Source organism: uncultured Thiodictyon sp., from assembly GCA_903837595.1.
Classification (GTDB): domain Bacteria; phylum Pseudomonadota; class Gammaproteobacteria; order Chromatiales; family Chromatiaceae; genus Thiodictyon.
This window is the reverse complement of sequence record CAILVI010000476.1, coordinates 1-26651: the sequence shown is the minus strand read 5'-3', so window position 1 is coordinate 26651 and position 26651 is coordinate 1. Positions and strand designations below refer to the sequence as shown.

Annotated in this window: 27 protein-coding genes; 16 read left to right on the top strand and 11 right to left on the bottom strand. The window is 64.0% G+C overall.

Annotated features, from left to right (window positions below):
* Window positions 1-198: 198 nt before the first annotated feature.
* From QZY44_RS28575 to QZY44_RS28560, 4 genes are all read right to left on the bottom strand, one after another.
* On the bottom strand, window positions 199-1206 hold the full coding sequence (locus QZY44_RS28575) for an NAD(P)H-dependent glycerol-3-phosphate dehydrogenase (protein ID WP_295456030.1): 1008 nt from the start codon (window positions 1204-1206) through the stop codon (window positions 199-201).
* Window positions 1203-1673 (bottom strand): protein-export chaperone SecB, encoded by a 471-nt coding sequence (gene secB, locus QZY44_RS28570; protein ID WP_295456029.1) that lies wholly within the window; start codon window positions 1671-1673, stop codon window positions 1203-1205. The genes QZY44_RS28575 and secB overlap by 4 nt, the downstream gene beginning before the upstream one ends.
* Window positions 1674-1732: 59 nt before the next feature.
* On the bottom strand, window positions 1733-2161 hold the full coding sequence (locus QZY44_RS28565) for a rhodanese-like domain-containing protein (RefSeq protein ID WP_295456035.1): 429 nt from the start codon (window positions 2159-2161) through the stop codon (window positions 1733-1735).
* A 171-nt stretch (window positions 2162-2332) separates the two neighbouring features.
* Complete coding sequence (locus tag QZY44_RS28560) at window positions 2333-2698, bottom strand: metalloregulator ArsR/SmtB family transcription factor (RefSeq protein ID WP_295456034.1); 366 nt, start codon at window positions 2696-2698, stop codon at window positions 2333-2335.
* Between the two features lie 143 nt (window positions 2699-2841).
* Here QZY44_RS28560 and QZY44_RS28555 point away from each other — a divergent pair, with 143 nt between their 5' ends.
* The 7 genes from QZY44_RS28555 to QZY44_RS28525 all read left to right on the top strand — a co-directional run bounded on the left by QZY44_RS28555 (window position 2842) and on the right by QZY44_RS28525 (window position 12581).
* Window positions 2842-4065 (top strand): peptidoglycan DD-metalloendopeptidase family protein, encoded by a 1224-nt coding sequence (locus QZY44_RS28555; RefSeq protein WP_295456028.1) that lies wholly within the window; start codon window positions 2842-2844, stop codon window positions 4063-4065.
* Window positions 4066-4315: 250 nt separating this feature from the next.
* Window positions 4316-5653, top strand: a complete 1338-nt coding sequence (locus QZY44_RS28550; protein WP_295456027.1) for a S41 family peptidase — start codon at window positions 4316-4318, stop codon at window positions 5651-5653.
* A 58-nt stretch (window positions 5654-5711) separates the two neighbouring features.
* Window positions 5712-6266 carry a DJ-1 family glyoxalase III gene (locus tag QZY44_RS28545; RefSeq protein WP_295456026.1) on the top strand — a complete coding sequence of 185 codons (555 nt, stop codon included), beginning with the start codon at window positions 5712-5714 and terminating at the stop codon, window positions 6264-6266.
* Window positions 6267-6310: 44 nt separating this feature from the next.
* Entirely contained in the window at window positions 6311-7381 is a 1071-nt protein-coding gene (locus QZY44_RS28540) for a glycosyltransferase family 4 protein (protein WP_295456025.1), read from the top strand.
* The gene (locus QZY44_RS28535; protein WP_295456033.1) at window positions 7381-9330 is read left to right on the top strand and encodes a nucleoside-diphosphate sugar epimerase/dehydratase; all 1950 of its coding nucleotides are present in this window, start codon (window positions 7381-7383) and stop codon (window positions 9328-9330) included. Before QZY44_RS28540 ends, QZY44_RS28535 begins: the two co-directional genes overlap by 1 nt.
* 3 nt (window positions 9331-9333) lie before the next feature.
* A complete protein-coding gene (gene gspE / locus QZY44_RS28530; protein ID WP_295456024.1) occupies window positions 9334-11214 on the top strand; it encodes a type II secretion system ATPase GspE in 1881 nt (626 codons plus the stop codon).
* Window positions 11215-11372: 158 nt separating this feature from the next.
* Window positions 11373-12581, top strand: coding sequence for a type II secretion system F family protein (locus QZY44_RS28525; RefSeq protein WP_295456023.1), 1209 nt, complete (start codon window positions 11373-11375; stop codon window positions 12579-12581).
* 221 nt (window positions 12582-12802) lie between these two features.
* Here QZY44_RS28525 and QZY44_RS28520 read toward each other — a convergent pair whose 3' ends face one another.
* Together QZY44_RS28520 and QZY44_RS28515 are read right to left on the bottom strand one after the other, a co-directional pair.
* The gene (locus tag QZY44_RS28520; protein WP_295456032.1) at window positions 12803-13282 is read right to left on the bottom strand and encodes a type II toxin-antitoxin system YhaV family toxin; all 480 of its coding nucleotides are present in this window, start codon (window positions 13280-13282) and stop codon (window positions 12803-12805) included.
* Window positions 13282-13602, bottom strand: coding sequence for a type II toxin-antitoxin system PrlF family antitoxin (locus QZY44_RS28515; protein WP_295456022.1), 321 nt, complete (start codon window positions 13600-13602; stop codon window positions 13282-13284). Before QZY44_RS28515 ends, QZY44_RS28520 begins: the two co-directional genes overlap by 1 nt.
* A 319-nt stretch (window positions 13603-13921) precedes the next feature.
* On the opposite strand from QZY44_RS28515, the gene QZY44_RS28510 reads away from it, so the two are divergent.
* The 4 genes from QZY44_RS28510 (at window position 13922) to QZY44_RS28495 (ending at window position 17101) form a co-directional block, all read left to right on the top strand.
* Window positions 13922-14530: a hypothetical protein gene (locus tag QZY44_RS28510; protein WP_295456021.1), complete on the top strand. Its 609-nt coding sequence runs from the start codon at window positions 13922-13924 to the stop codon at window positions 14528-14530.
* 6 nt (window positions 14531-14536) lie between these two features.
* On the top strand, window positions 14537-15010 hold the full coding sequence (locus QZY44_RS28505; protein ID WP_295456020.1) for a hypothetical protein: 474 nt from the start codon (window positions 14537-14539) through the stop codon (window positions 15008-15010).
* Between the two features lie 65 nt (window positions 15011-15075).
* Complete coding sequence (locus tag QZY44_RS28500; protein WP_295456019.1) at window positions 15076-16608, top strand: hypothetical protein; 1533 nt, start codon at window positions 15076-15078, stop codon at window positions 16606-16608.
* Window positions 16609-16681: 73 nt separating this feature from the next.
* Window positions 16682-17101, top strand: a complete 420-nt coding sequence (locus QZY44_RS28495; protein ID WP_295456018.1) for a hypothetical protein — start codon at window positions 16682-16684, stop codon at window positions 17099-17101.
* Window positions 17102-17266: 165 nt separating this feature from the next.
* Here the strand turns inward: QZY44_RS28495 and QZY44_RS28490 are convergent, their stop codons facing one another.
* Both QZY44_RS28490 and QZY44_RS28485 read right to left on the bottom strand, forming a co-directional pair.
* The gene (locus QZY44_RS28490; protein ID WP_295456017.1) at window positions 17267-17449 is read right to left on the bottom strand and encodes a hypothetical protein; all 183 of its coding nucleotides are present in this window, start codon (window positions 17447-17449) and stop codon (window positions 17267-17269) included.
* A 27-nt stretch (window positions 17450-17476) separates the two neighbouring features.
* Window positions 17477-19009, bottom strand: a complete 1533-nt coding sequence (locus QZY44_RS28485; RefSeq protein ID WP_295456016.1) for a GTPase — start codon at window positions 19007-19009, stop codon at window positions 17477-17479.
* Window positions 19010-19122: 113 nt separating this feature from the next.
* Here QZY44_RS28485 and QZY44_RS28480 point away from each other — a divergent pair, with 113 nt between their 5' ends.
* From QZY44_RS28480 to QZY44_RS28470, 4 genes are all read left to right on the top strand, one after another.
* The gene (locus tag QZY44_RS28480) at window positions 19123-19533 is read left to right on the top strand and encodes a hypothetical protein (RefSeq protein WP_295456015.1); all 411 of its coding nucleotides are present in this window, start codon (window positions 19123-19125) and stop codon (window positions 19531-19533) included.
* Window positions 19534-20777: 1244 nt separating this feature from the next.
* Window positions 20778-21884, top strand: coding sequence for a peptidoglycan-binding protein (locus QZY44_RS28475; protein ID WP_365305465.1), 1107 nt, complete (start codon window positions 20778-20780; stop codon window positions 21882-21884).
* Window positions 21808-22227 (top strand): TNT domain-containing protein, encoded by a 420-nt coding sequence (locus tag QZY44_RS35995; RefSeq protein WP_365305471.1) that lies wholly within the window; start codon window positions 21808-21810, stop codon window positions 22225-22227. Before QZY44_RS28475 ends, QZY44_RS35995 begins: the two co-directional genes overlap by 77 nt.
* The gene (locus QZY44_RS28470) at window positions 22224-22487 is read left to right on the top strand and encodes a hypothetical protein (protein ID WP_295456014.1); all 264 of its coding nucleotides are present in this window, start codon (window positions 22224-22226) and stop codon (window positions 22485-22487) included. Before QZY44_RS35995 ends, QZY44_RS28470 begins: the two co-directional genes overlap by 4 nt.
* A 263-nt stretch (window positions 22488-22750) precedes the next feature.
* Here QZY44_RS28470 and QZY44_RS28465 read toward each other — a convergent pair whose 3' ends face one another.
* Window positions 22751-24022 carry a GTPase gene (locus tag QZY44_RS28465; RefSeq protein WP_295456013.1) on the bottom strand — a complete coding sequence of 424 codons (1272 nt, stop codon included), beginning with the start codon at window positions 24020-24022 and terminating at the stop codon, window positions 22751-22753.
* A 223-nt stretch (window positions 24023-24245) separates the two neighbouring features.
* Between QZY44_RS28465 and corA the strand changes: the two genes are divergently transcribed.
* Window positions 24246-25154 carry a magnesium/cobalt transporter CorA gene (gene corA, locus QZY44_RS28460; RefSeq protein WP_295456012.1) on the top strand — a complete coding sequence of 303 codons (909 nt, stop codon included), beginning with the start codon at window positions 24246-24248 and terminating at the stop codon, window positions 25152-25154.
* A gap of 204 nt (window positions 25155-25358) precedes the next feature.
* On the opposite strand, the gene QZY44_RS28455 is transcribed toward corA, so the two are convergent.
* The gene (locus QZY44_RS28455) at window positions 25359-25703 is read right to left on the bottom strand and encodes a hypothetical protein (RefSeq protein WP_295456011.1); all 345 of its coding nucleotides are present in this window, start codon (window positions 25701-25703) and stop codon (window positions 25359-25361) included.
* A 94-nt stretch (window positions 25704-25797) separates the two neighbouring features.
* A partial coding sequence (locus tag QZY44_RS28450) for an ISAzo13 family transposase (protein ID WP_295456010.1) occupies window positions 25798-26651 on the bottom strand: 854 nt, incomplete at its 5' end.

Below are 26651 nucleotides of genomic sequence, written 5' to 3'. Positions count from 1 at the left end.
GTACTCTCCTCGGCGAAAATCGCAACCGCCACAACGGCGTGGCGGCGAGGAAAGTATGTGGCGGGCGGTCATCTGCCGCGGTAGCGGCTCCGTCCAACCTACAGGATTGCGGCTTTTGCGGGTCCGGAGCGAATACGTTCACAGTCTCTGGAGCGGTGTCACGAGAGGCTGGATGGCCGCAGTTTTGATCGACTCCAACTAACCAAACTCCGCCTTGGGCTCGCGCTCCAGCAGGGCGGCGGTGGCATCGAGCGGCGATACCCCCGAATAAAGCACCTGATAGACCTGTTCGCTGATGGGCATCTCGACCCCGAGTCGCTGCGCCAGCGCACGGATGGCCGGCGCCGTCACCACGCCCTCGACCTCCTGCCCGATCGCGGCCCGCGCCTGCTCAACCGAGCTGCCCCGGGCCAGGGCCAATCCAAGGCGCCGATTACGTGATTGGTCGTCGGTACAGGTCAATACCAAGTCACCGACACCCGCGAGCCCCATGAAGGTCTCGCGCTGCCCGCCCAAGGCGGTGCCGAGTCGGATCAACTCGGTGAGCCCGCGCGTAATCAAGGCCGCGCGGGTATTGGCCCCGAATCCCAGCCCATCGGCGATGCCGGTGGCGATGGCCAGCACGTTCTTCGCGGCGCCGCAGATCTCCACCCCGACCAGGTCCGAACTGGTGTAGGCCCGGAAGCGCTCGCCGTGCAACAGACGGGCGGTGAGGCGGGCAAAGCCGGGGTCGTCAGAGGCGACCGTGACCGCGGTGGGCAGCCCGATGGCCACCTCGCGGGCAAAGCTGGGTCCCGATACGACCGCCAGGCGCTCACCGGGCAGCCCCTGTTGGGCCAGCGTGTGCAGGAGCGCACCGCTGCGCGCCTCCAGTCCCTTGGTCGCCCAGGCGAGTCCGATACCCGGCGGCAAGCACCGGGCCAGCACGCCGATCACCTCACCGAAGGCGTGGCTCGGCACGACCGCAAGACAGTTCGTGGCACCGTCCAGGGATTCTTCAAGTGAATCGAGCGCGACGAGCCCAGGGGGAAACGCAACACCCGGTAGAAAGTGCCGGTTTTCACCGTGCGCGCGCAGTTGCGCGACCTCATCGGGCACATTACCCCACAGGCGGACACGATGACCGTTGCGGCATAGCCGGATCGCCAGGGCCGTGCCCCAGGACCCGGCGCCAAGGACCGCGATGCAGGCCGGGACTCGGGTCAATGCTGACGCATCCCTTCAGCGTCGGCCACAGCCTGTTGCTGGTGCTGGGCGAATAGGGCATCGAAGCCGACGTGCTGGAGGACCAACTGCGGGAAACTGCCCTTGGTCACCAGGTCCGAGATCACTTCTCTCGCGTATGGAAAAAGAAGATTGGGGCAATAGGCGCCGAGCATGGGCCCGAGCTCCTGCTCGGGGAACCCGCCTAAGGTAAAGATGCCGGCCTGATGGACCTCGACGATGAAGGCCGTCTTCTCGGCAACCTTGGCCGTGACGGTGACCGACAGCACGACCTCGTAGGTTTGCTCGTCGAGCCGGTTGACCTTGGTGCTGAGGTTGAGTTCGTTCTCGGGCTTCCAGTCGCCGCGGAAGATCTCCGGGGCATTCGGCGACTCAAAGGACAAGTCCTTGGTGTAGATGCGTTGAACGGCGAACTGCCGCTCCTCGTTGGTCTGGTCGTTTTCGGCCATTGCAGATCCTGGTCTTAAGTGTGTGGAGTGGCAGACGAGGCGTGAAAGGGGGTCTGGACTCAGCGCTTCTTGCGCGACAGCGGAAGATTCGCCGCCTGCCAGGCAAGTATCCCACCCTTGAGGTTGTAGACGTCCTCAAATCCCTCCTTACGCAGCTGTTGGCACGCGGCCGCAGACGTCGCGCCTGACTTGCAGTTGACGATGATCGGTTTGCCCTTGTACTTGCCGATGACCGCCAGCTGATTTTTCAGCCCGTTCATCGGTATGTTGACCGCGTTGAGGATATGCCCCGCGGCAAAGTCGGCGATCGGACGGACATCGATCACCGTCGCGTCCTGGTGGTTGATCATCGCGGTGGCGGCCAGGGGATCGACGCTACCGCGCTCCCCGACCATCAGATTGTGAATCAGCAGACCCGCAATCACGACAAGCGCGACGAAAAGGTACCAATTGTTGCCGACGAACGCGATCAGTTGACTTACCTGCATCGGGCTGGATTCTCTTAAGTGGTTGTTACGCCGGTCACCTGCCCGCAAGACACCGGGGCGGGTGGCGGGAAGGCAGCGATGCGCGACCGATTTTCGGCCAGCAGCGGCGCAAAGGAGGGAGTATAAGGAGCGCGGGCGCCGACGTCACCCCGGGAGGCGGCGGACGGTGGCCTAGCCGTGCTGGCAGAACACCTCTCGCATCATGCCGATGAGGCGCAGTGTCCGGGCGTCGCTCACCCGGTAATAGACCCGGTTGGCGTCCTTGCGTGAGGCCAGAATGCCCTTGTCACGCAGGATCGCCAAGTGCTGGGAAATGTTGCTCTGGGAGGTGCCGACGTGATCGACGATGTCCTGGACGCTGACCTCTTCCTCGCCGAGGGTGCAAAGAATCTTCAGGCGCAGCGGGTGGGACATCGCCTTGAGCGAACGCGACGCACGCTCAATATCCTCGTCGTCGACGAACAGGCTCATCTCGCCAGCCCCTGAAGCGGAGTCGTTCAACACCGGTTGGGACGCCTGATGCAGCCTGCCGACCATTGCATGTGGGTGGAATAAATTTTTCACAATACAATAATAAGCTTTTTTTCCGTTCTTGCGAAGCGGCAGGGCGGCCCCTCGGCGCGGTGTGCAGCCGGTGATTATACTCCCGGTCGGCTTTAACCCTGCGATCACCAGCACCCATGACCCGTGGCCCCTGCCCATCCAGACCCCAGCCTGCCGCGCCGGCGCGCGGTCGTTGCGCGCGACGCGCCCTGCCCTTCGCACTGTGTTTGGCGGGGACGCTCGCCCTCGCGCTGCCGGTCGCGACCGCCTGGGCCGCAGACGAACCGATCGAGGCCCGCGAACGCGATCTCGTCGATCTCGAGCAGCAGGTCGAGACCATCGGCGCGGCGCTGACCGATCAGAATGTCGAGCGAGCGGCCCTGCTTACTGAACTTGAGGGGCGCGAGCGCGAAGTGGCAGAGCTGGCCATCGCCGGTCGCGAACTGGACGACCAGGTGCGCGAGCAGACCCGCGTGGCAGCGGAACTGCGCGCGCGTGAGGACCAGGTGCAGGCCACGCTTGCCGAGGAGCTCAAACACCTGTCCGAGCTACTGCGCACCGCCTATGCCATGGGTCGGGCCGACGGTCTGCGCCTGTTGCTCAACCAGCAGGACCCGGTACGAGCGAGTCGGGTCATGTCCTATTTTGCCTATTTCAACCGGGGGCGTGTGCGCAGCCTGCAGACGGTGGAGGCCAGCGCTCGGCGACTGGCCCGGCTCGCCCGTGAGGCAGCGCTGGAAAGCGAGCGACTGAAAGCCCTGGCCGTGCAGCAGGCGAGTGCCCGCGCGCGATTGGAGACCGCCAAGCAAGAGCGCGCCCAAGTGTTAAAGGGCCTGGAGCAGACCATCGCCAACCGTGAACAGACGTTGGCGGGGCTCAACCGCGATGCCGAGAATCTCAAACGCTTAGTGAACCAGCTGCGGCAGCGCGCGCAGATCCGCGCCGAACTCGACATCCAGCACGCCCCCTTCGCCCAGCGCCAAGGCCGGCTGGCCTGGCCACTGCTTGAGGGCCGTCTGCAGGTCGGTTTCGGCGCCAAGAAAGTCGACGCTGACCTGGCCTGGGACGGGGTCCTGCTGGCCGCCCACGAAGGCGAGGAGGTGCGCGCGGTTTATCATGGACGGGTGGTCTATGCGGACTGGCTGCTTGGCTTTGGGATGCTGCTGGTGATCGACCACGGCGACGGTTACCTGAGCTTCTACGGCCACAACGAGGCACTCCTCAAAGAGGTGGGTGAATGGGTCAGCGCCGACGAGATCATCGCGCTGAGCGGCAACAGCGGCGGGCGGGACGAACCCGTGCTCTACTTTGCCATTCGACGCAACGGTGAGCCCATCGACCCGGCCCTGTGGTGCGGGTGACCCCGTCCCTTCCCCCCGAGGCCCTGGCAGGAACCGCGGCCAAGCGGTCAAACTGTTGATCGATGTTGAAACGTGCGATCCTTGCGCCATATCCGTCGGCGCAGGCGGCATGCCTCCCGGGTGCAGCGTGGCGACGCCGCGTGCTAACCGAAGTCCTCCATCGCCGACGACCTTCGACGGTTAGAATGGTGGGCCATCCCCGACCCTGAGCGCCCTCCCCAATTCAACCGGTAGCCAAACCCGCAAGACTATGCCCAAACCCCTTTCCCACAGACTCTTGATCTGGATCGCTGGTGTCGGCGCGGCCGTAACCCTCGCCGGCGCGGCCACGGCCGAACCCGCACCGCCCCCCAGCCCGGCCGCCGACTCCGCCCCGGCCGCGGCCGCGGCCTTGCCCTTGGAGGAACTGCGCACCTTCGCCGAGGTGTATGGACGCATCAAGGACGACTACGTCGAGGGCGTCGGGGACAAGACCCTGTTGGAAGGCGCCATCCGCGGCATGCTCTCCGCGCTTGATCCCCACTCCACCTATCTGGACAAAGACGAGTACCGCGAGATCCAGGTAGGTACCAGCGGCGAGTTCGGCGGTATCGGCATTGAGGTCGGGATGGAAGACGGGTTTGTGAAGATCATCTCGCCGATCGACGACACCCCGGCAAGCCGCGCCGGGCTCCAGGCCGGGGACTTGATCGTGCGCATCAATGACAAACCGGTAAAGGGGTTAGGGCTAAACGACGCGGTCAACTTGATGCGCGGCAAGGCCGGGACCGAGATCCGTCTCACCATCATGCGCGGCACCGAGGGGCGACCCTTGGAGGTCAAGGTTGAACGCGACATCATCCACGTCGCGAGCGTCAAGAGCCGCACCCTGGAGCCGGGCTTCGGCTATGTGCGCCTCACCCACTTCCAGGCCCGCACCACCGAGGATATGCGCACAGCAATCGAGGCACTCAAGAAGGAGAACAAGGGCGATCTCAAGGGGCTGGTCCTGGACTTGCGGAACAATCCCGGGGGGGTGCTGAACGCCGCGGTGGGTGTGAGCGACGCCTTCATCGCCGACGGCCTGATCGTCTACACCCAGGGGCGACAGGCGGACTCCAAACTCCAGTTCAAGGCCGGCCCGGACGACGTGCTGGGTGGCGCCCCGCTGGTGGTGTTGGTCAACGGCGGCAGCGCCTCGGCCTCGGAGATCGTGGCGGGGGCGCTGCAAGATCAAAAGCGGGCTCTGATCATGGGTACCCGGACCTTTGGTAAGGGGTCCGTCCAGACCATCGTCCAGATCGACGATGCAACCGCGCTCAAGCTGACCACCGCGCGCTATTACACACCCTCCGGGCGCTCCATCCAGGCCGAGGGCATCGCCCCGGACATCGTCCTGGAGCGCGGGGATTTCACCCCCACCAAAGAGCAGGAAGTGGACCCGGTGAAGGAGTCGGACCTGGCGCGCCACCTGGATTCCGCAAAACCGGCTGGCGACGCACCGACCGGCGAGCCCAAGAAGACCCTGGCGACCGAGGACTTCCAGCTCGCCGAGGCACTGAATGTGCTCAAAGGGTTAACCATCCTGGGCCACCGCCCGGGTGGCTGACCCGGTGGCTTCCCGGCCCGCCTAGCCGGGGGCCAGTCATTATCACAGGAGACGTCCCATGCCAAGAGCACTGATTCTACTCGCCCAAGGGTGCGAAGAACTGGAGGCGGTCACGGTCATCGACCTGTTGCGGCGCGCCGCCATCGAGGTGGTGAGCGCGGGCCTGCACGCCGGTCCGGTCACCGCCAGCCGCGGCACCGTGCTGGTGCCCGACAGTACCCTGGAGGCCGAGCAAGACCAGACCTTCGACTTGGTGGTGTTGCCCGGCGGCCTGCCGGGCGCGCGCTATCTGGAAGAGGACCAGCGCGTCTTGACACTGCTGCAACGCCACGCCGGCGCCGGGCACCTGGTCGCGGCCATCTGCGCGGCCCCGAAGGTCTTGGCCGCCGCGGGTCTGCTCGATGGCCGCCGGGCGACGGCCTATCCCGGCTCGGTGTCCGCCGCTGACTATCCCCGGCTGACCCTGGTCGATGAGCCGGTGGTGGTCGACGGACGCATCGTGACCTCCCGCGGCCCCGGCACCGCCATGGACTTCGCCCTGTGCCTGATCGCGCTGTTGAGGGGCGAGGCGTGCCGCCAGGACGTGGAGTCGGCGCTCGTACGCGGCCACTGAGGCGGCGCGCGTACCCCGGACACTGTGACAATCGAACCCGCATCATGATTCCAAGCCTCCAAGGACTGGCCGCGCTCCCGTCCGTTTTTCTCCTGAGCGCGCTACTGGCGCGCTGGCTGTCGCGCCGCCGGGCCGGGACGCTCGCCCTGCTCGACCACCCCAACGCGCGCTCCCTGCATCAGGTTGCGGTCCCGCGCAGCGGCGGGCTGGCGGTGTGCGGTGCGCTGGCGCTCATGCTGGCCTGGTATTGGCTCAGCGGTGTCGGGAACGGCGGGTCTTGGCACTGGGCGCCCGGCCCCGCCCCACTCTGGTGGATCGCCGCCGCCGCGCTCCCGGTGGCGCTGGTGTCGCTGTTCGATGACTTCGGCCATGTGTCACGCCGGCTGCGGTTCGCCGTCCATCTGGGTGCGGCCCTGACCCTGCTGGCGGGCGGGCTTGCGTGGGACACCCTGGACTTGCCAGGCATGGATTGGCCATTGCCCTTCGCGCTCGCCGCGCCGCTCTCGGTCCTCTATGTGGTGTGGATGGTGAATCTCTACAATTTCATGGACGGGATGGACGGATTTGCCGGCGGGATGGCCGTCTGCGGCTTCGCTGCCCTGGCGCTCCTGGGCTGGCACGGGGGTGATCCGGCCTTCGCCCTGGCGGCGGCCGGCATCGCCGCCGCCGCCGCGGGTTTTCTCGTCAGCAACTTCCCCCCGGCCCGGATCTTCCTGGGCGATTTGGGCTCATCCACCTTCGGCCTGCTAGCCGCAGGGTTTTCGCTGTGGGGGGCACATCAGCGGCTCTTTCCACTGTGGGTCGCCGCGCTCGCCTTCTCGCCGTTCATCGTCGATGCCACCTGGACCCTGATGCGCCGGATCATGTGTGGTGAGCGTATCTGGGAGGCCCATCGCAGCCACCACTACCAGCGCCTGGTGCTCGCCGGCTGGGGCCACCGCAAGACCGTGCTGCGGGCCTATGCCCTGATGGCCGCCGCCGCCGCCTGTGCGGTGGCGGCACCGCGCCTCACCGCACCGGAACAATGGCTGCTCTTGCTGGCCTGGGCGATCATCTACCTGCTGGTCCATGTGCGCGTGGGCTTGGCCGAGCGTCAGGGGTCCACTGCGTCGTGATAAGAACGCTGTTCGATCGCCTGCGCTCACGTACCGCCGCCCTGGCGCACGACCTGCTGATGGTGCCGGTCGCCTGGTTCGCCGCCTATTGGCTGCGTTTCAATCTGGGGACCATCCCGCCCGAGTTTTTGCAGGGCGCGCTGGCCGCCCTGCCGTGGGTGATGCTGGTCCAGGGATGCGTGTACTGGCTGTTGGGCCTCTACCGCGGAGTGTGGCGTTTTGCCTCGCTCCCCGACCTGGTGCGGATCACCAACGCCGCCCTGGCCGGCACGTCCCTGGTGATGGTAACGTTGTTCGTGTTCAATCGTTCCCCGCTGATCCCACGTTCGGTGCCGGTGTTGTTTTTCGGGCTGCAAATCGTCCTGCTGGCCGGACCGCGGCTCTTCTATCGCTGGCTGAAGGACCACCGTCTTAACCTGCGCGCCGGACAGCGGGTACTCATCGTCGGGGCCGATCGCGCCGGGGAGATGCTCGCCCGCGACATGCTCCGCGATCCTTTGCGGGCCTATTTCCCGGCCGGGTTTGTCGACGACAAGCTGCGACGCCAGGGCAGCGAGGTGCATGGCGTGCCGATCCTGGGGGCGAGCGCGGATCTGCCGCGCCTGGTGAAAGAGCGCGATATCGACTTGATCCTACTCGCGGTCCCGCCCGCCGGGGCGCGCGAGATGCAGCGCCTGGTGGGTCTGTGTGAGCAGGCCGGCAAGCCCTTCCGCACCATGCCACAACTCGGCAACCTGATGACCGGCCAGGTCAGTATCAGTCAACTGCGGCCGGTCTCGATCGAGGACCTGCTGGGTCGCGACCCGATCACCCTCGATTGGGAGGGAATTCAGGCGGGACTGGCCGGTCGACAGATCCTGGTCACCGGGGCCGGGGGTTCGATCGGCTCGGAGCTGGTGCGACAGATCGCCGCTGCCAACCCTAACCATCTGATCTTGGTCGATAATGGTGAGTTCAACCTGTACCAGATCGAGCTTGAACTGCGGGAGAATCACCCCGGACTGAGCTTCTCGCGCTACCTGCTCGACGTGAGCGATACCGCGGCCATCGCCGCCCTGTTCCAGGCCGAACGACCGCAAGTCGTCTTCCATGCGGCGGCCTACAAGCATGTCCCCATGCTGGAGGACCAGTTGCGCGCGGCGGTGCGCAACAATGTCATCGGCACCTCGGTCGTCGCCCAGGCGGCCTGCACCTGGGATTGTGAGCGCTTCGTGCTGATCTCCACCGATAAGGCGGTGCACCCGGCCAACGTCATGGGTGCCACCAAGCGGGCGGCCGAGGCCCTGTGTCAGGCCATGAATGGCAAGCGCCGGGCGCGCGGTTCAGGCACCCGCTTCATCACCGTACGCTTCGGTAACGTGCTGGGCTCCGCGGGCAGCGTCGTGCCACTGTTTGCGCGCCAGATTGCGCGCGGCGGCCCGGTGACCGTGACTCATCCGGAGATCGAACGCTTCTTCATGACCATCCCCGAGGCCTGCCAATTGATCATGCAGGCGGCGGTGATTGGTGACGGCGGTGAGGTCTTCGTGCTCGACATGGGGGAGCCGGTGAAGATCGGCTACTTGGCCGAGCAGATGATCCGGCTCTCGGGCCGGGAGCCCGGACGGGAGATCCAGATCCAATACGTGGGCCTGCGCCCCGGGGAGAAGCTCTATGAAGAACTGTTTTACGCCTCCGAAGACCTGATCGCCACCGCTCACCCCAAGATCCGGGTCGCCCAGGGGGCAGACGCCTCCTTCGCTGACGCGGCCGGGGGTGGCGGCGATTGGTTGGCCGACCTGCGGCAGGCCTGCGACGACCAGACGCCCGAACAGTTGCGCGCCCTGCTGCGGCGCTTAATCCCGGATTGGCGAGACGCCTCGGCGGCGGACTCAGGTCTTGCGCTCGGGGTCCCGCTGGTCGCCGCTACGGCGCCCGCTGCCGTGACGCGGGCCTCTGCGGAGCACTGAGGGATGCAGGACGAGACCCTGCTCGACCCCCTGCCGATTATCGCCGGCTCTCGCGACGATCCGGACTCGAGGCCCGCGATCCCGGGGACGAGCGACACCGACGTTGCCGCGGCGGACTTGGGACTCCCGGCCGATGAGCCCGTTGCCGATCCCGGTTCCGATCGGGACCCCGATGCCACTGAACCCCCGACCCCCAGCGAGCGCCCCCCCGAAGCGCGGATCGTGGCGACCCTACACAGCCGCGGCAAACTCACGCCCGGCGACCTGGCGCGCGCCCGGCGCCTGGCCGACGACGGCGGCGAGCCCCTGCTGCGCATGCTGCTGCGCCTCGGTCTGGTCTCGGAACGGGACCTGGCGCTCGCCATGAGCGAGGTGCTTGGCCTGCCCCTGGCGGACCCGGCGCAGTTCCCCGCCGAACCCGTGGCCGAGGGTATCCTGAGCCTGCGCTTCCTGAAAGACGCGCGGGTGCTGCCCATTTTTGAGGACAACGAACACCTGCGCGTTGCCCTGGCCGATGCCGCCGACCCTTACGCGCTGGCCGCGGTCGCCATGGCGGCAGGCAAGCGGGTGGAGGGCGTCATCGGCCTGCCCTCCGAGATCGAACTCGCCCTGGCACGGCTCTACGACGAGAAGCAACCAGGGCCCGATCCGGAGGCCGAACCGGACTTCGGCGACTTCGACGAGGAGGACATCGAGCACCTGAAGGACCTGGCCAGCGAGGCCCCGGTGATCCGCATGGTCAACCACATGATCCAGAAGGCCGTGGAGTCGCGCGCGTCGGACATCCACATCGAGCCCTTCGCCGATGAACTGAAGGTCCGCTACCGTATCGACGGTATACTCAAAGAGGTCGACGCCCCCCCGGTGCGCTCCACCGCGGCGATCATCTCCCGCGTTAAGATCATGGCCAAGCTCAATATCGCCGAGCGCCGCCTGCCCCAGGACGGACGCATCCCGGTGCGCGTCCAGGGTCGGGAACTCGATCTGCGCGTCTCCACCGTCCCCACCATGTTCGGGGAGAGCGTGGTCATGCGCCTGCTGGACAAGGAGAGCGTGCGCTTCGACTTCAACGCCCTGGGTTTCGACGGATCACCCCGCGAGCGCCTGCTCCAGATCCTCGAGCAGCCCTACGGCATTCTGCTGGTCACCGGCCCCACCGGCTCGGGCAAGAGCACCACCCTCTACACAGCACTCTCCCGGCTCAACACGCAGGAACGCAAGATCATCACGGTCGAGGACCCGGTGGAGTATCAACTCCCGGGGATCAACCAGATCCAGGTCAAGTCCGCCATCGGCATGACCTTCGCCGGCGCGCTGCGCGCCATCGTCCGCCAGGACCCGGACATCATCATGGTCGGTGAGATGCGCGATCTGGAAACCGCCCGCATCGCGGTGCAGTCCGCCCTCACCGGCCACGTGGTGCTGTCTACCCTGCACACCAATGATGCGGCCAGCGGCGTGACCCGCCTGCTGGACATGGGGGTCGAGGACTATCTGCTGACCTCCACCATCAACGGCATCCTGGGCCAACGCCTGGTGCGCGCCCTCTGCCCCCATTGCCGGGAGCCCTATGATGCGCTGCCCGAACTCGCCGCCCGCTTCACCCGCTTCCAGCCCGCGGGGCCGGGTCCGATCACCTTGTATCGGCCCGTCGGCTGCGACCAATGTAACGTCACCGGTTACCGCGGCCGCCTGGTCATCTCCGAGGTCCTGCTGATGACCGACCCCATCCGCAAATTGGTCCTGAGCCACGCCACCGCCAGCGCGATCCAGCGCCTGGCCATGGAGGAAGGCATGGCCACCATGTACGAGGACGGGCTGCGCAAGGCCATGGCCGGCCGTACCACGGTGGAGGAGGTCCTGCGAGTGGCCGAAGACGACTAAGCCAGAGCGCCCTCTCGTGACACCGCTCAAGCGACTGTGAAAGCATTCCCTGTAGGTTGGACTGAGGAACGAAGCCCAACGTGCGGCCGAATGCAACGCGTTGAAATGTTGGGGTTCGTTCCTCACCCCAACCTACCGTGCACTGATGAGGATCAACCGTGCCCAAGTATTTCTATAAGGCGGTCAAGCTCGACGGCGAGTCGGTCGAGGGTGAGTTGGAGGCAGCGGACGAGGCGAGTCTGGTCACACAGCTCCAGTCTCAGGGCCTCCTGCTGCTGGAAACCCGCTCCGCTGGCGGCCTGCGGGCACGCCTGGGGCGCACCCGGCGGCGGCGTCTCAGCCAAAAGGAGATCGGCATCCTGACCCGGGAGCTGGCCACCCTGATCGAGGCCGGCATGACCCTGGACCGTTCGCTTCAGGTGCTGATCGAACTGACCCCGGAGGGGCACCTGGTGCGGGTGCTCTCCGACCTGCAGGAACGGGTGCGCGGCGGCGCCACCTTCTCCAGCGCACTGGAGGGCCAGGAGGGCCAGTTCCCGCGGCTCTATATCAACATGGTCAAGGCCGGCGAGGCCGGCGGCGCGCTCGATCAGGTCCTGGACCGCCTGGCGGACTACCTGGAGCGGACCGCCGAACTGCGCCAGACCGTCACCTCCGCCCTGATCTACCCCTCGATCCTGTTGTTCGTCGCCGGGATGTCGGTGATCCTGCTGCTGGTCTTCGTGGTACCCCAGTTCGCCAGCCTGTTCAATGACATGGGCGCCAAGCTGCCGATGTCCACCCGCATCGTCGTCGGCGCCGGTGACCTGTTCCGCGACTACTGGTGGGCCATGCTGTGCGTCATCGCCCTGATTGCCGTGATCCTGGAGCGCTGGCTCCAGGATGCGACGGTGCGCGCCCGTGTGGACCGGCGGATACTCGACCTGCCGCTCTTCGGTGACCTGATCTGGAAGATGGAGACCGCCCGCCTCGCCCACACCCTCTCCACCCTGCTCAAGAACGGCCTGCCGCTCTTGAGCGCCCTGACGCTGGCCAAGGAGGTCGTCAGCAACCGCAAGATCTCCGGACTGCTCGACGAGGCGGGGGAAGAGCTCAAACACGGCCGCGGCCTCGCCGGCCCGCTGGTCCGGCTCAAGGCGCTGCCGGACCTTGCCTTGCAAATGATCCGCGTAGGCGAGGAATCCGGCGCCTTGGACGCCATGCTCGCCAAGGTCGCCAACATCTATGACCGTGAGACCCGCAACAGCGTCCAGTCCATGCTGACGCTGCTCGAGCCTGTACTCATCATCGGCCTGGGCGTGGTGGTGGCCGGGATCATCATCTCCATCCTGATGGCGATCCTGGGGGCGAATGAATTGGTGGGGTGAGGCGCCGGGCCATGCGGCGCTCGGGTCCTGATCATTAAGTTCGGCCACCCTACCCCCTCGTGACACCGCTCCAGCGGTGTCACGCCTGTGTTGGGCGCTCTGCGCCCCGAGGCCTGCGGACGCAGTTATGATCAAGGCCGATACGCATGGCCACCAGAATCACACCCGGTCATCGGTGCGATACGTTGCGCTATTACATCCGGCCGACTTCAGCAACAAAATCAAGATTCACCCGAGCCTCCGCACTCCTGCCCGACCCAATCAGACTTACTGACCGAGAGCAAGGCCGACCAGCTATCAGGCGGATACCCACGCTCCAACATCTTCTGGAATACCGCATAGGGATCGGACTTGCTGCCTGGCGACCGCAGCGTGTTTTCATCATTGATCCAGGCAAAGACGATGACCTTCGCTTTGGAGTCATAGCGGAAAAACAGCCGGAATCTGCGTCCGAGCTTGGCCCTGCGCCAGTGACGATAGGCGGTTCCCATCGTATTTCCCTGCCGGTAATCCTCCCGCGCCGGATCAGTCGGCACCGTCTCAAGAATCAGTTGGCCAAGGGCACGCCATAGCTTGACGTTGGCATTGGTCGCAAACCCGGACGGATCGGATACCTGCGCACAATCGGCGGCTGCTTTCAGCCTCTTCAGTTGCTCGACCAGGCAGGTATGGAACAGCAGCGTCCAACCGTGTCGCTGCATCACAGGACCACGTCACCAAGGATCTCTTGGTCCATGTCAACGGGATGTTGAAGATTGGCCAGCATGGCCTGGGCCAGATCGTCCGGCAGCGTCGTGAGCTGTTTGCCACCCTTGATATCTTGCTCAAGCAGAGACAAAAATGCTTCGATGGCAGGGTCTTGGTGCTCCACCGGCTCCGCGCGGGTGACGACGACTTCAGAACCCCGCAGATCGAAAGCGACCCGTCCGCCGACCGCAATACCCAATGCCTGGCGAATCGACTTCGGCAAGGTGATCTGGCCTTTTGAGGTGACAGTGGCGACTTCGTGGATGTGGTGCATCAAGGGACTCCGGCGAACTTTTTTATCACTGTAAGGACGATTCCTTACCACGTCAAGCGCGCGACCCTGCGCGCCGGTGTTGATCATCGCTCCGTCGACTGATGTATGCGGCGCGGCCTCGCAGCAAACCGCAACGCCGCGATGACTTGCGAGGTTTCGCCGCGACTTCGGTCCGGCGCTCCCGGGCCGTCTGACGGCCAATCCAAACGCCCCAGCGGCCGGAATGACGATCGAGCACCGCTTGACGGTTACCAGTGAACCGGGCGAAGATCAACCCTGCGCCCGCCTTTGTATTCAACGCAGGTAACCGAATACTCCCATGACCGCGGTCAACTATGCCATCTTCGGCGACCCGCCCAAGCGGCCCGAGAAGCCGCGCCCGCCGCTGCGTGACCAGTTCGACTTTTCGCAACTGGAAAAGGACCCCTTCGAGACGACCGAGGAGCATCGGGCGCGGGTCGCGGCCTTGCTGGCGGAACCCATCGTCATCGGCGATTTGGTCCTGAAAAGCGAACACTACGATGCCGACCGGCGGGAGTTTCGCATTGATGTGGAACTCAATCAGTGGATCAAGGACCACTCCACCGCACGGCTGGACGACATCTGGATCGAGATCGCCCCCGCGGCGGCACGAAGCCTGTTTAATGATTGCCAGGACAGAACGGTGGTTGCAAGCTTTGAAGCGCCTGACAACGCCTGGAACGAGCGCGGTATTCTGCTAAGACTGGGCGGCTCAGTCCGGATCTTTATCACTGCATTGCGGGTCAGTGCATACGATAGGGCAGATGGCCGCAAGCTGGAGTATCTCTGCCTTCAGGGGGCGGATGAGGAACGTTGGGCGGATGTCGTGGCAAACTCCAATGGACAGACGAAATTGATCGAGAAGTATTTGGCATCTGGAGACATCCTCGTGCAGCACCTGCGGTAAGCGGTGATGCTGAAGGCCCAGTACGAGCGAGAGGCAGTGATCTTGCAGGCAAAGGGGAAGCGAGCGGATATGGAGTCAGCACAGCGCGCTCAGGCCGAGCGGCGGGAGCGCAAGAGGATCTGCATCATACGCGACGTCGCCGTAATGTCGCTCCTTGTTTGCATTTGGGTTACCGGACTCATACTGCGCTATAGCCTTGGAAACAGAGAGTTCGACTACAGCAGAGGGGTCGTCATGGTGACGAAGTTTTCGGACGGCTGGGTATTGATGAGTCTTGCTGCATCTGTTGCGCTAGTCACTTACGGCGCAACCTTTCTAATAAAAAACCGCTACGATAAATCCTTCGGCACATTACTCGGAGAAGTATCCGATTTCTCTGTTGGAACCGTCATCATTATATTTCTGGCTTTCCTGCTCGTTGGATGGGGAATTGAGATTAGCTCTAGTATCGCGAGAGATCTATTTCAAGTGTATCGGTGATACCAGTATATTCATATCGCTTTTCGATGCAATTGCGGCGAAACCTGAGCTGATCCGTGCAACCCATGAGCTACATTTTCACCCACGACACCCCCTTCCTCAATAACGTGTTCCTAGGCACTGACCTCACCAAGTCGCCCGAGATCGCGAACCTGTTGGAAACCCGCCGACTGCGCAAAGAGGCCGGGGAATCTGCCCAGCAATATCTGGCCGCCGCGGCCCAGACCGCGGGCGAGTTGGCATCCATACGGGAGACCCTGGGGTCCGGAACCGGCGCCGGGCTCGAGCGGATCGAGGATCGCTGCGGGCGCGGTCTGGCCGACATCGGGGGCCGGCTGCGCGATGGCTTGGCATCGGTTGAAAGCGGTCTGCGGCAGAACGCTGACGGGCTGTACGCGGTGCGGCAATCGGTCGAACAGGCCAAGTTCGAGCTTGTCGAGGGCCTGAATAACGGATTCTCCGGGGTGATCAAGTCAGTGCATTTCGGCAATGCCCAACTGGGTGCGCAATTGGCGAGCGGGTTTGCCGGGTTGGAGGCCCAGCATGCGCGCACCCATGACCTGTTGCGCAGTGGCTTCGCGGGCAATCAGCGGGCCATTTGCCAAGGCTTTGCCCAGACCGGTGCCGTCCTGGCCGAGGGCTTCGACCGCGTGTCAGTCACCCTGGCCAACAGCTTTTTCGAGCACCAGCAGGCGATTCTGCGGGGTATGGATCAGGGGTTTCAGGGGCTCGCCGAGCATTTGACCGACCTGCACGGGGAGTTGCGCAGCGGACTCAATGAGGGCTTTTCATCGGTCATGGGCCGCATCGATCAGCTCGGTGCCCTGACCGCCCGCGGCCAAGCCGCGTTGATGCACGAGCTCAGACGGCAGGGACAGGAGATCAAGGACGCGATTCGGCATCAACATCGCCACGTTGCCGACGACCTCTATCTGGTTGGATGCCGCTATCTCATTCATAATCGGATCGCCGACGCCCGCGAATCCCTACTCGAAGCCAAAGCCAAATTCGGTGGCCATTTTCAGTCCCTGATCCTGCTTGGTTTCATCGCGATCTTGGAGGGCGATATCGATACCGCCGCCGATTGGATGCACAAGGCCTATTGCCAGGCCGGGCACGTGGGAGACCGCGACCGCGAGCGCGCGGTGGCGCTGTTGCATTTGGGCCGCTGCCAAGTCGCCCGGGGCGATTTCCAGGGCGCGGCGGGGCTGTTCCACGACGCCTTTGCCGCGTTCCCGATACCGTCGGCACTGGTGGAAGAGGCCGCCGCCCTAGTTCGCTGCCTGCCGGACAATGATCCAGCCGAATTAGTAAAGTGGGGCGGCTACATCCGTCTGCTTTTCGATCAAGTGCAGCCGCCCGATCCGGGCCTTTGGTATCTGCTGGCCTTGCATGTCATCCATTTCAATCTGTCCATGGCAATGACCGCGGTCGGCATGGGCCTGCACGCCGATCGCAAGCATTTCGACCCCGCCGACCCCGGCAGTTGCCACCGCGAGGCGATTCTGGCCCATTTGGAAGCGCTGAACTCAAGGACCTTCGGGGCATTGTGCGAGGCGATGGAGCGTGATGGGGAGTTTGCATTTCTCTTTCCCTGAGCGGACCGGTTTTGGCTAGGTCGTCAAGCGACCAACCAAGCTCCAGTGCATCAAAGAGCAAGAACTGAACAAGATGGCCAAGAAACCAAAGATGTGGGTCTCCAGCCCACCGAGGGCGCCCGCCCCCAAGGTGCCACCGAACGTCATCACCGATGTACAACAGAAGGCGGCGCAATGCGTGGAAACGCAGTTGAAGCCCAAGCACATCCAGGCACCGCCCGCACCGGACGCCGCTCAGTACAACTACCTCGTCGATATCGATACCAAGTGGTATCGACACTATTTTTACTTTTGCGCAAAGTATTGCTCGCCCGGCCCCAATGCCATCGCCCCGTTTTTCGAGACGAAATTTGCCCGGCTGGAATATACCGGGGCGGATCGTTTCACGCTATCCTTTATGCGGTATACGGATGAGTGGGTGGAACTTCAAGCCGACCTGAGTATCGAAGAGTGTCTGGCAAGCATCCAGGATGATCCATTATTCAACCCATAGCTATGATCATCTTCAACGCGGTCCTGGTCTGTTGCCCGTTCGCCGTCCCACAGACATTAGCCGGCATTCCGGCTATCGGTGGTTTCGCGGCGCAGAGCGCCTGACACAGGCGTGACACCGCGAAGCGGTGTCACGAGAGCTAACCCCGGCGCTGGCCGACAGCCGCTAACAGGATTGATGATCAAGCTTGAGGATCATCCCTGCCGCGTCCAGCTTAGCCGCGAGTTGCTCCAGGTCGCTCTCACGCGGCGGGTTGCTTTTCATCCAGGTATCCGCTTGGGCCAGCCGCTCGCGCATCTCCGGTGTGTATAGCCAGGCATCCGCCTGCAAGTCTTCATTTGCGTTCATTTGTCGACAAATCTCTTCGGTTTGGGATCACGGCAGCAACCGCCCCGGCAGCCGCGCCAGGAAGCGCCCGGCGCCGGCCAATTGCTGGCGCAGCAGCGCCCAGTCCTCTGCCCGTTTGCGTTCATCCAGACAGCGCAGCAGACGGACCCGGTCGGCCGCGCCCTGGCGCTCCAAGAGCGCGGCCCACAGGGTGTCTGTAACGTTATAGACACGCCCCTCGGCCAGGCACACCGGGATCACGTCGGCCAGCGGTACCGCCAGGTCCTGCGCCACCGCCTCGAGCGCGGCGCGGATGTTGGTCGCCTTCGACCCCTGGGGATTGGCCAAATCATAAGGCGGCTGCCACTCGCGCGGCGGGCGCAGCAGGTCGATGTGACTGACGGCGACCAAGAGCGGCGGCGGGTGGTGGTCCGGTCGGGCCGCCCAGAGTGCGCGTAGCCGATCCAGGGTCTCGCGCTCCGCCTGACGGTCCGGGCGCTGCGCCGCGGTGACCCAGAGCACCAAGTCCACGCTGCTTGCCAGCCGGTCCACCGCCTTGGGGGTCAGGCCCGCGGTATCGCAGCCCGGGGTGTCGAAGACCAGGGCGGAGGTGAGTCCCGCGCGCTCCAGCCGATAGGGTGCGATGGGTGCCGCCGGGTCCGGCAGCACGTCGGCCGGGGCGATCAGTTGGCCGAAGAGCGCATTGATCAGGCTCGACTTACCGGCATTGGCCCGGCCCAGGACCAGGATGCGCAGCGGTTCGGTGGCGAGGTCCGCGGTGGCGGTGGCGGTCCGCTCCAGGTCCTGTCGGGAGGCCGGCGTGACGGCGGTGGGCGCCCCCTCGGTCAGGACCAGGCGCCCGCTGTAGAGTTCGATGGCATAGAAACCGACCTTGCGGATGTACTCCTGGAGCAGCCAGCGGTGCAGGTCGGACCAGGCGGCGCCGAAGGCCTTGGTGCGCAGCCCCCCCCAGGCCTCGCTCAAGACCGCGCTGGCCGGATTGAAGACCAGCCGGCCCGCGCGGTACAGGTCGAGCAGGCGCTCCGCGGTCGCCTTCCAGCGGTAGGCGCGCATCAGGTCGCCCAGGGTCAGGCGGTGGCTGAGCGGCAGTTGCCCGGCGACCTCCGTGCGCAGGTCGCGGGCGGCGCGTTCGATGATCAGGAGCAGGTGCGGCAGGGTCAGTTCCAACAGGGGTCGCTCCACCTCCGGGAAATAGATGCGCGCCACCGCTTCGAGCGCCGCGCGCCCCAGGTCCGGGAGCCGCGGATTATCGGTGAGCGGCCAGTCCTCCGGCTTGACCGCCTGGGCCATCGACTCGATGGCGGCCCAGGCGGCCTGGGAGCGCGGCGGCCATTGGGGGTCGGGGGCGGTCTGGGCACCGGCCAACAGACGCCGGTCGCGCCGGCGCAGCCACCACTGGAAGCCATAGCCGACGGCGCTGCACGCCACCATGGCCGCCAGCCACCACAGCAGGTTGCCGCTACGCCATAGCCAAAGCCCCCCCAGCGGCAGCAGCGCGGCGACCGGGAGGGTCCACAGCAGCAGGGCGAGCAGGCGCAGGCGGTCGGTGCGGTTGAGCATCGCGTATTACCAATGAAGAAGATTTGCCGGGTCTCGGGCGCTTTGTCACCCGCTTGCTATACTGTGATCCGCAAGTCGGAAAATAAGGTTTTCTTCAACAGCGAGAGTTCATTATGCACAGCAGCGCAAAAAGGCTCACATATTTGCCGCTGGCGGTAGCGCTTTCACTCTATGGGCAAACCGCCCGCTCGGAGGTCGACCGGGAGGACCTGCAAGTCATCAACGCGGCGAGTTGCGCAGAACTCCTTGAAGAATATCGCGACTTTGCCGCCGCGGAAAAGGAATTGACCGAGGCGCTCAAGCAACATGGTAAGGAGATATTGACGACCAATTTGCTCGGCGCCGCCACCATGGCCACCCTCGGCTTCGGGTTCTTCACCTGGGACGACGACGCGGAACCCCAAGAGAACCTGGCAGAATTGCACGATTATCGGGTTGCGATCGGCGCGGGCATCGACCGCAAGCGGTGCCGGGGCGCGGCGGCGGCGCCGCCGCCGCCGCCGCGTGGCAAGGCCCACAACTAGCCGGGGCACGCCTTCACGGTGAAGGTCGCGCCGCAAGCTGGTCCCCATTTCCGCTCTCTCCCTTTGGGAAGGTAGCGCAAAAGTCGCCGGCCCCGCGGGCGCGATCAGAACTGATGCGTTGACCACTGCGGCCAACGGGCCCTTGCGGCAGCCCGTCGCGGCCGGGGGCCGCTCCTACGCCGTGGGAGCGGCCCCCGGCCGCGACGGGTGTTGGCAGCGACCTCGCCGGAATCGTGATCAAGGCCCATGGCGTGCCGCGGAATCCGCATCCGCAGCGTATCAGGCCGCGATTGGTTCCCCGCCTCTCAATAACAAAATAATCTCCTTGAGATGTTGAATTTCGCTCTTCCCGCCATCTCTTCCTGAGACCAGCCCTTGGACCGCCGAAAGAACTTTAGTTTTTCATGAAACCGCATAGATACACCATGTGGCGGGCAAAATACCAAGTGCGACTTGCTAGACCTAGCCTCTACTGGCGATAAAATACCACGCAACGACAATTGCGGCAATGTTTTGAGATGGGGGGCATTGGCCCAGATCGACGAACAGGAGATTCGATGCGTCGCCCCATATGGCAAAGCAGCCGATCGGCACCCTGGGCGGTGTCGGCCGCCTCCGCCTTGGGGGGGCGAGGCTTCAGCCGGATGCACTCGCTGGCGCCACGGAGCGGGCCGGGCTAAGCCTCGTGCCGCTCGCCTGGAGGTCGGACCGACAGATTCATGCCGCCCGCGATCAGTCGCAACAAGGACTCGGGCAACAACGTCTGACAAAAAGGCTTCGTCGCAGCGGACACGCCAAGGGGCATCGTCCCCGGCACGCCGCGGCAAGTCAAGAGTACCAGATAGCGGTCCCAGCGGGTCGGGAATCTGCCCTCAGGGCGGGGGGATGAAGACTGGCCGTCGCGCGGGTCGGGTGCGACCTTGGCCGGATTGAATAAGCTGTCAACGGAATCGCCGTCTAAGAAAAGAGCGCGAAAAGCCCGGGCCAAAATCCCAGGAGCGTGATCGCTTTGGCGGAGACCTGTTCGACCAGCGAGAGCGGGATTAGTTAAACCGTCCCGGGAATGCCCAATGACCGGAATTCCCAGGGATACCTCTTAATGCTGCGACACGGGAACGAAACGTCGTGGCAAGGTGGTTGGGTGCTTGCAGTCTGGTACGCTAGCGTCCTAATATAGTTGCTCCGACTGGAGCGTTACGTTAGGCCACTGAACAATCATGACCACGCAGATCGGAAACTCATAAATGGCTGGCTCACGCGTACCCGGCCCCCTTGGCACTTCAGGTGTGCCGCAGGACTTGAACGACGGAACCATGATCCGGGCGTTGTCTCCTCGTCCGGGCCCCATCGGCATTTCCCCGCCTCCGGTTACTGCTTTCCACCATCCCGGATCGTCGACGTCGACGTCGACCCCACCTAGGCCAGCGCGCCAAAAGACGGAAGCGACAACTGTACAGGTACTGCGCCAAGGAAGCCGGGGGGCGGAGGTTGAAAAACTACAGCGACTCCTTAACTTGCGCTCTCAACCTTCCCCCAGCCTCAAGGTGGACGGGATTTTCGGTTCCGTCACCGTCCAGACCCTGCAGCAATACCAAAGAGGTGTGTCCATTGCCGCTGATGGAGTGGTTGGCAAGCAGACGTGGTATCACCTGTTGAAAGGCGACAAGGTCACCGTCCCGCAACCACCTACTCGCCCGATTCAGCCCTCCACGACTGGATCGGGCGTGGCGGCAAAGAGCCAGACCCCACCTCCGGTTGCCAGCTTAAGAGCTTTATCAACTCAAGTAACGGGTATTTGGGAATGGCCATTGGAAAAAAAATTTGCTGAAGCATTGCGCCGCACTGCGCCCAAGCTGCCTAGCAGCATGCGTCATGAATTTGACGCGCTGCTGAGCCCGAAAAATCTGGGAATCATGGCTGGCAGTTTGGTGGTTTGGGCAGGCTCACATGCTTTTGGCGTTGGAGAAGTTGTCGATGTCGTACTCCTCATCGGGGGCGCAGTTTTCCTCGGGATGGCGGTCTTTGATGTTGCGCAAGACCTGGGCGACTTTCTGGTTGTGACGTCCACCGCTGCAATTGAACAGGATTTCGATGAGGCGTCATCCCACTTGGCGCGGGCGATTGCCATCTTGGGCGTCGCTGCCTTTGTTGCGCTACTGGCGAAGGTCGCCAGGGGCAGAGGCGGCAGCAAAGGCGCGACCGCAGAGGCACCGCCCAAGCCTGCACCAGAACTGTCGACACCGCAGCCCAGACGATCGCGCCCAGCGGCCCCAACTGCGGAGCCATCGCCCCCCCAAAGCACCCAAGCTCCCGCCGAAGCGAACGCCCAACCTCAGATCAGATCTGAATGAACGTTGGTTCAACGCTAATGGTGATCTGGATTGGCCTCCGAATACTGGATTTAGCGGGGAGCCCAAACCTACAACGCTTCCAGTAGGGACAAAGATTGACAGGTATGGCTCAAGTGGCGGGTCATTTCTTTCCCCGGAAGGTACTCCTTATGCAGAAAGAGCCTTGCCGTATGAGCAATCGAAAATGCGATACCATGCGTATGAAGTGTTAAAGCCGTTGGACGTAAAGAGCGGTTCTGTTGCGCCTCACTTTGATCAACCCGGAAACGGGATTCAATACGAAACCAGCCGCTCAGTTCAACAGCTTATCGACGAAGGCTATTTGAAAGAGGTACCGAAATGAATCTGAGTCAGCTATTGAATATATTTCGCAAGCAAGGCGTTCCGGATCACTTCTACTCGATTGGCGGCCTAGGCTCCGGAGAATGCTATGGGATTGAGAAGGCAAACGAAAAATGGGTGATTTATTACAGCGAGCGCGGTGTAAAGAAGGTGCTGTCGATCTATTCGAGTGAAGATGCTGCGTGTCAAGAACTGTTCCGGCATGTCGCAAGGATAATGGAGGATGAGTTGAATAAAGAGCTGACATTGTCATCGGAATAAGGGGATAAGAGGCCAGGCTTGGGTTCTTTCCCGGAAAACGAATAAGAGCAATTCCGGGGACAGTTTACTTAATTCGGGCGGCCATGCGGAAATAGCGCGTAGCCCAACACATGGCCTGCGCCGCCGAATGTTGGGTATCCTTCGTCGGCCCAACGGTCATGTCGGGGATCTTGATAGCCCCGCCCATGAAAGTCACCGACCCAACGCGGCGGTTGGCGGGCTGGCGGACCACCTCGACGCGTTGACGGCGGGCGCCATGGCCGTTAGCGGTGGTCGGTGACGGCCGGATCGTCCAGGTCCCGGTCGCCCGCGCCCCGCGTGGCGTCGCTCGTGAGTAACCGGGTGCCGGTCACCAGGGCGTCGGTATAGATGCGGCGCAGGGCGGTCGGGTCGATCCGCTCGCCCAGGCGGCGGCGGCCGAAGTAATAGCAGGCGGCCTTGCCCAGGGCAAAGGTGGTCGCCCCGCTCGCCGTCGCCCCCCAGACGGCCCCCAGGGTCTGCCCCAGATAGGGGACCAGCTTGACCAACTCGCGACCTAGGAGGCGCGTCAGGTAGCTCACGCCCACCCCCACGCCCAAAAAACCCAGGAACTCGGTCACATCGCGCCCGGTCCAGCCCTGACCATAGATGGCCGCCAGACTGTGCAGCAGCTTGGCCTGTACCGCCGGCACCCCGACCAGATCCACCAGCGGCATGGCGCCGACCGCAGCCGCCGCCATGGCATGACCGACGATGTGTGGATGGGCGGCGCGGGCAAAGGTGTCGCGCACCGCCGCATCGCCGCACAACCGCGCCTTCAGCCCCAGGGTCGAGACCTCCCCGATGGCCGCCCACAGGGCCTCCAGCCCATAGTTGGCCGGCTCCAGGCCGTCCTCCGGCAGCGTCAGGTCCACCGGCACCCACAGCGGTGCCGACTCCCCGGAGAGCTCCCCCAGGGCCTCGCGCTGGGCGAGCCGCGCGCGGGTGAGGTCGGGCGCCACCGCGGGTGGCCAAGGCGACTGGACGTAGGGATAGGGCAACACATGGCCAGAGTCCGGCGCATAGCCCTCGTGCAGGCCGGTCTGGGCGATCACGACCGGCCAGTGCGGGTGGCGGCGGCGCACCGCGCGCAGGACGGCGAAGACCGACTCCTGGGTCAGGTCGGTCGCCTTCATCACCCCCAGCACCAGGTGCGCCTGGGACTCGCAGTAGCGGATATCCTCGGTCGGGTCGTAGGCCACCTCGCCCAAGCCGCGGGTGTCGAGAAAGCGCACCACCGGGGCCTCGGGCGGGAAGTCATAGAGGCGGGCGGTGCGGGTGCAGGGCCGAAAGCCGTTGCCGATCTCGGCGTTGGGGCTTCCGGTCAGGGCGCGGATGATGGAGGTCTTGCCGGCCTGCGCCTTGCCGATCAGCCAAACCACCGGCAGGGGTTGGCGCTCCCGGGCCTGGCGCAGCGCCATCTCCAGCGCCGCGTCCTCCACCCGCGGGTGCAGCAGGCGGTCGCGCAGACCGCGCCAGTCCTGGTACCAGTGTTTGGGTGCGTCGGTCTCGTTCATGCGGACCTCATAAGGGCAGGATTCACCCCAGAGCCTAGCACAAAGCAAAGCCGACGCCGCGCCCGGGGTCTGTGTAAGATGCCGCCCCAGGACGGGCGACGTCGCGCACGCGGGCGCGGTGCCGGCCCGGACCTGATTGGACCGCGGGCACCCGGACCGCGGGACCTTGAGCGATCGCGGTTGGAGAGCACCAGTGCTGTTTGCCTACAGAGTCCAAGACCAGATGACCCAAGTCATCGACGACCCGGAGCGCCTGCTGGAGGCCGCCTGGATCGACGCGGCCGAACCCACCGATGAGGAATACGCGCTGATCAGGGATCTGGTCCCCCACCAACTGCCGGACGACGACGACGCGGACGAGATCGAGGCCAGTACCCAGACCTACATGGACGAGCAGGGCATCCACCTCTCCACCCTCTTCCTGCACCGGGTGGAGGGGCGGCCGGAGAACACCAGCGTCAATGTGATCTGTACCCGGGAACGCCTGATCACCATCCATGACCGGGACGTGCCCGCCATCCGCCTGATGCGCATCCGGGTACGCCGCCGGCCCGAACTGCTCAAAGAGCCCACCGGGCTTCTGGCCGGGCTGTTCGAGACCGCCGTGCAGGACTTGGGCGATACCCTGCAGGAACTCTATCGGGACCTGGAGCAGACCAGCCACCACGTCCTCGAGGACCCGGACGCGGACCTGGGGGAGGCCCTGGAGCGCCTGGCGGGCCATGAGAACCTCAACGGCAAGGTCCGCCTCTGCCTGATGGACGCGCGCCGCGACCTGGCCTTCGTGTGGCGCAGCGCCCAGGCGTCCAAGCCCTGTGCCAAGCGGCTGAAATACCTGCTCTCCGAGATCGACGCCCTGCTGCCCCACAACAACTACCTGTTCGAGAAGGTCACCTTCCTGCTCCAGGCGGCCCAGGGCTTCATCAACATCGAGCAGAACAAGATCATCAAGATCTTCTCGGTGGCCGCCACCGCCTTTCTCCCGCCGACCCTGATCGCCAGCATCTACGGCATGAACTATCAGCACATGCCGGAATTGAACTGGGAGTATGGCTACCCGTTCTCGGTGCTGCTCATGGTGATCTCGGCCGTGGTGCCGATCGCCTATTTCAAGCGCAAGGGGTGGCTGTAGGTCGGGTTGGGGACCTTCATCGTCGTTCCGGCTGCGGGCAGATGTAGGTCGCCCTTCGGGGCGACCTACACTAACGCAGCAAGGTGGCAGGGAGGATGGTCACGGCCAGTTGTGCGAGTGGGAGGGACGCGATGCGAGCCTCGCACGAAGCCCGAGCTCTGCGACAATGGTGAGGCGCCCCGCGCTCTTTAGCTAATGGTTAAATCATTGTCTTGAATACACAATTGAGCCTGACCCCTTTTGACCCTGGTCAGCCAAGAAATCATCTTTCAAATGGCCAAGCACTGATCCTATCAAGGTGAGATAGAGGTCTCGCGTCATCGCGCTAATGCGTTGGTCAAATGCAGCCGCGAGCAGCTTGCAGTCCAATGGCTCGCGCATAAACCAGAGTCCTGGATGGTCTGATATCCTTTGGCTATTCTCGTTCGTGTCCTTTTCCTTTCCAAACAGATGCTCATGCGCCTGTTCCGCCGCAATGCCTACGGTAAAGCGTCCGAATCGAAATCCCACAAGTGCCTCAAAAGCTCCTTCACCCAAGATTGCCGCCATCTTGGGGAGCCCAATAAAGACAATGGCTTGCGTGGTTAATGTATGGTCGACTAACTCGCTAAGTAACAATGCAAAAATTAGTTAAACACGTTTATCAAGAGAAAGCATTGGGATCGACAACGTAGTTCCATTGCCCAAGGCTCGAATCATGGCGAATAAACTGATCTTTGATTTCGCGGAATCCGTCGGAGCATTTGCGGCCGAGCGCGTAGGCTTTGTCGAGGATGCGAGCGGTGACGCGCAGCCCCGTGTCGGTGGTCGTGCGCTCAACGGTCCGCCGTGCGGTCTCGGGGGAATCGAGCATGACACCGCTCCACGTGCGCTCGACTTGGCTGAACAGCCGATGCTCAATAGGGCTCCACTTGGAGGTATAGGGCGGATAATGGGCGATGCGCAGACGTACTCCCAGGCGTTGGGCCAAGGCGATCAGGTCCTCTTTGAAGCGCAGGGAGCGCGCCGCGTTGCTGCCGCCGCCATCGCAGAGCACCAGGATTTCCGTGGCGGTAGGATAGCGATGGCAGAACAGCACCGTCCAGGCCAAGAAGAGGGCGTCGCAGGCGAAGGCGCTGGTGTCGTGCGAGGTACCCAGGGTGATGAAGCCGTGGTTGGCGACCACGTCGTAGACCCCGTGCGGCACGAGCAGGCCACTGGCCAGGTGGCGATAATCGTGGTCGTAGACCCGTTGCGGGGTCGTGCTGTCGCACTGCCCGCGCCGGTGCAAGGTTCCCAGCAGTTCCTTTTTCTTGGTGTCGATGCACCATACCGCAATGCCACGCGCCCGCGCGAGGCGCTGCAACGCGGCGATGTAGCGAAACTGCTGGTCACGTTCCTGGGGATCGACCTGGCCAGTGATCAACTCCTTACGCAGGCTCCGCCGCCGAAAGCCGGCCTGCGCCAACAGTTTCGCTGCCGTGTTACGACTGACCGTAACGCCCAAGACCATCAGTT

Excerpts from the sequence above, each read along its gene's own strand:
- secB (WP_295456029.1), bottom strand. The coding sequence starts at position 1,673 with ATGGCCGAAAACGACCAGACCAACGAGGAGCGGCAGTTCGCCGTTCAA.
- QZY44_RS28565 (WP_295456035.1), bottom strand. The coding sequence starts at position 2,161 with ATGCAGGTAAGTCAACTGATCGCGTTCGTCGGCAACAATTGGTACCTT.
- QZY44_RS28560 (WP_295456034.1), bottom strand. The coding sequence starts at position 2,698 with ATGGTCGGCAGGCTGCATCAGGCGTCCCAACCGGTGTTGAACGACTCC.
- QZY44_RS28555 (WP_295456028.1), top strand. The coding sequence starts at position 2,842 with ATGACCCGTGGCCCCTGCCCATCCAGACCCCAGCCTGCCGCGCCGGCG.
- QZY44_RS28550 (WP_295456027.1), top strand. The coding sequence starts at position 4,316 with ATGCCCAAACCCCTTTCCCACAGACTCTTGATCTGGATCGCTGGTGTC.
- QZY44_RS28545 (WP_295456026.1), top strand. The coding sequence starts at position 5,712 with ATGCCAAGAGCACTGATTCTACTCGCCCAAGGGTGCGAAGAACTGGAG.
- QZY44_RS28540 (WP_295456025.1), top strand. The coding sequence starts at position 6,311 with ATGATTCCAAGCCTCCAAGGACTGGCCGCGCTCCCGTCCGTTTTTCTC.
- gspE (WP_295456024.1), top strand. The coding sequence starts at position 9,334 with ATGCAGGACGAGACCCTGCTCGACCCCCTGCCGATTATCGCCGGCTCT.
- QZY44_RS28520 (WP_295456032.1), bottom strand. The coding sequence starts at position 13,282 with ATGCAGCGACACGGTTGGACGCTGCTGTTCCATACCTGCCTGGTCGAG.
- QZY44_RS28515 (WP_295456022.1), bottom strand. The coding sequence starts at position 13,602 with ATGCACCACATCCACGAAGTCGCCACTGTCACCTCAAAAGGCCAGATC.
- QZY44_RS28510 (WP_295456021.1), top strand. The coding sequence starts at position 13,922 with ATGACCGCGGTCAACTATGCCATCTTCGGCGACCCGCCCAAGCGGCCC.
- QZY44_RS28505 (WP_295456020.1), top strand. The coding sequence starts at position 14,537 with ATGCTGAAGGCCCAGTACGAGCGAGAGGCAGTGATCTTGCAGGCAAAG.
- QZY44_RS28500 (WP_295456019.1), top strand. The coding sequence starts at position 15,076 with ATGAGCTACATTTTCACCCACGACACCCCCTTCCTCAATAACGTGTTC.
- QZY44_RS28495 (WP_295456018.1), top strand. The coding sequence starts at position 16,682 with ATGGCCAAGAAACCAAAGATGTGGGTCTCCAGCCCACCGAGGGCGCCC.
- QZY44_RS28490 (WP_295456017.1), bottom strand. The coding sequence starts at position 17,449 with ATGAACGCAAATGAAGACTTGCAGGCGGATGCCTGGCTATACACACCG.
- QZY44_RS28485 (WP_295456016.1), bottom strand. The coding sequence starts at position 19,009 with ATGCTCAACCGCACCGACCGCCTGCGCCTGCTCGCCCTGCTGCTGTGG.
- QZY44_RS28480 (WP_295456015.1), top strand. The coding sequence starts at position 19,123 with ATGCACAGCAGCGCAAAAAGGCTCACATATTTGCCGCTGGCGGTAGCG.
- QZY44_RS28475 (WP_365305465.1), top strand. The coding sequence starts at position 20,778 with ATGGCTGGCTCACGCGTACCCGGCCCCCTTGGCACTTCAGGTGTGCCG.
- QZY44_RS28470 (WP_295456014.1), top strand. The coding sequence starts at position 22,224 with ATGAATCTGAGTCAGCTATTGAATATATTTCGCAAGCAAGGCGTTCCG.
- QZY44_RS28465 (WP_295456013.1), bottom strand. The coding sequence starts at position 24,022 with ATGAACGAGACCGACGCACCCAAACACTGGTACCAGGACTGGCGCGGT.
- corA (WP_295456012.1), top strand. The coding sequence starts at position 24,246 with ATGACCCAAGTCATCGACGACCCGGAGCGCCTGCTGGAGGCCGCCTGG.
- QZY44_RS28455 (WP_295456011.1), bottom strand. The coding sequence starts at position 25,703 with ATGGCGGCAATCTTGGGTGAAGGAGCTTTTGAGGCACTTGTGGGATTT.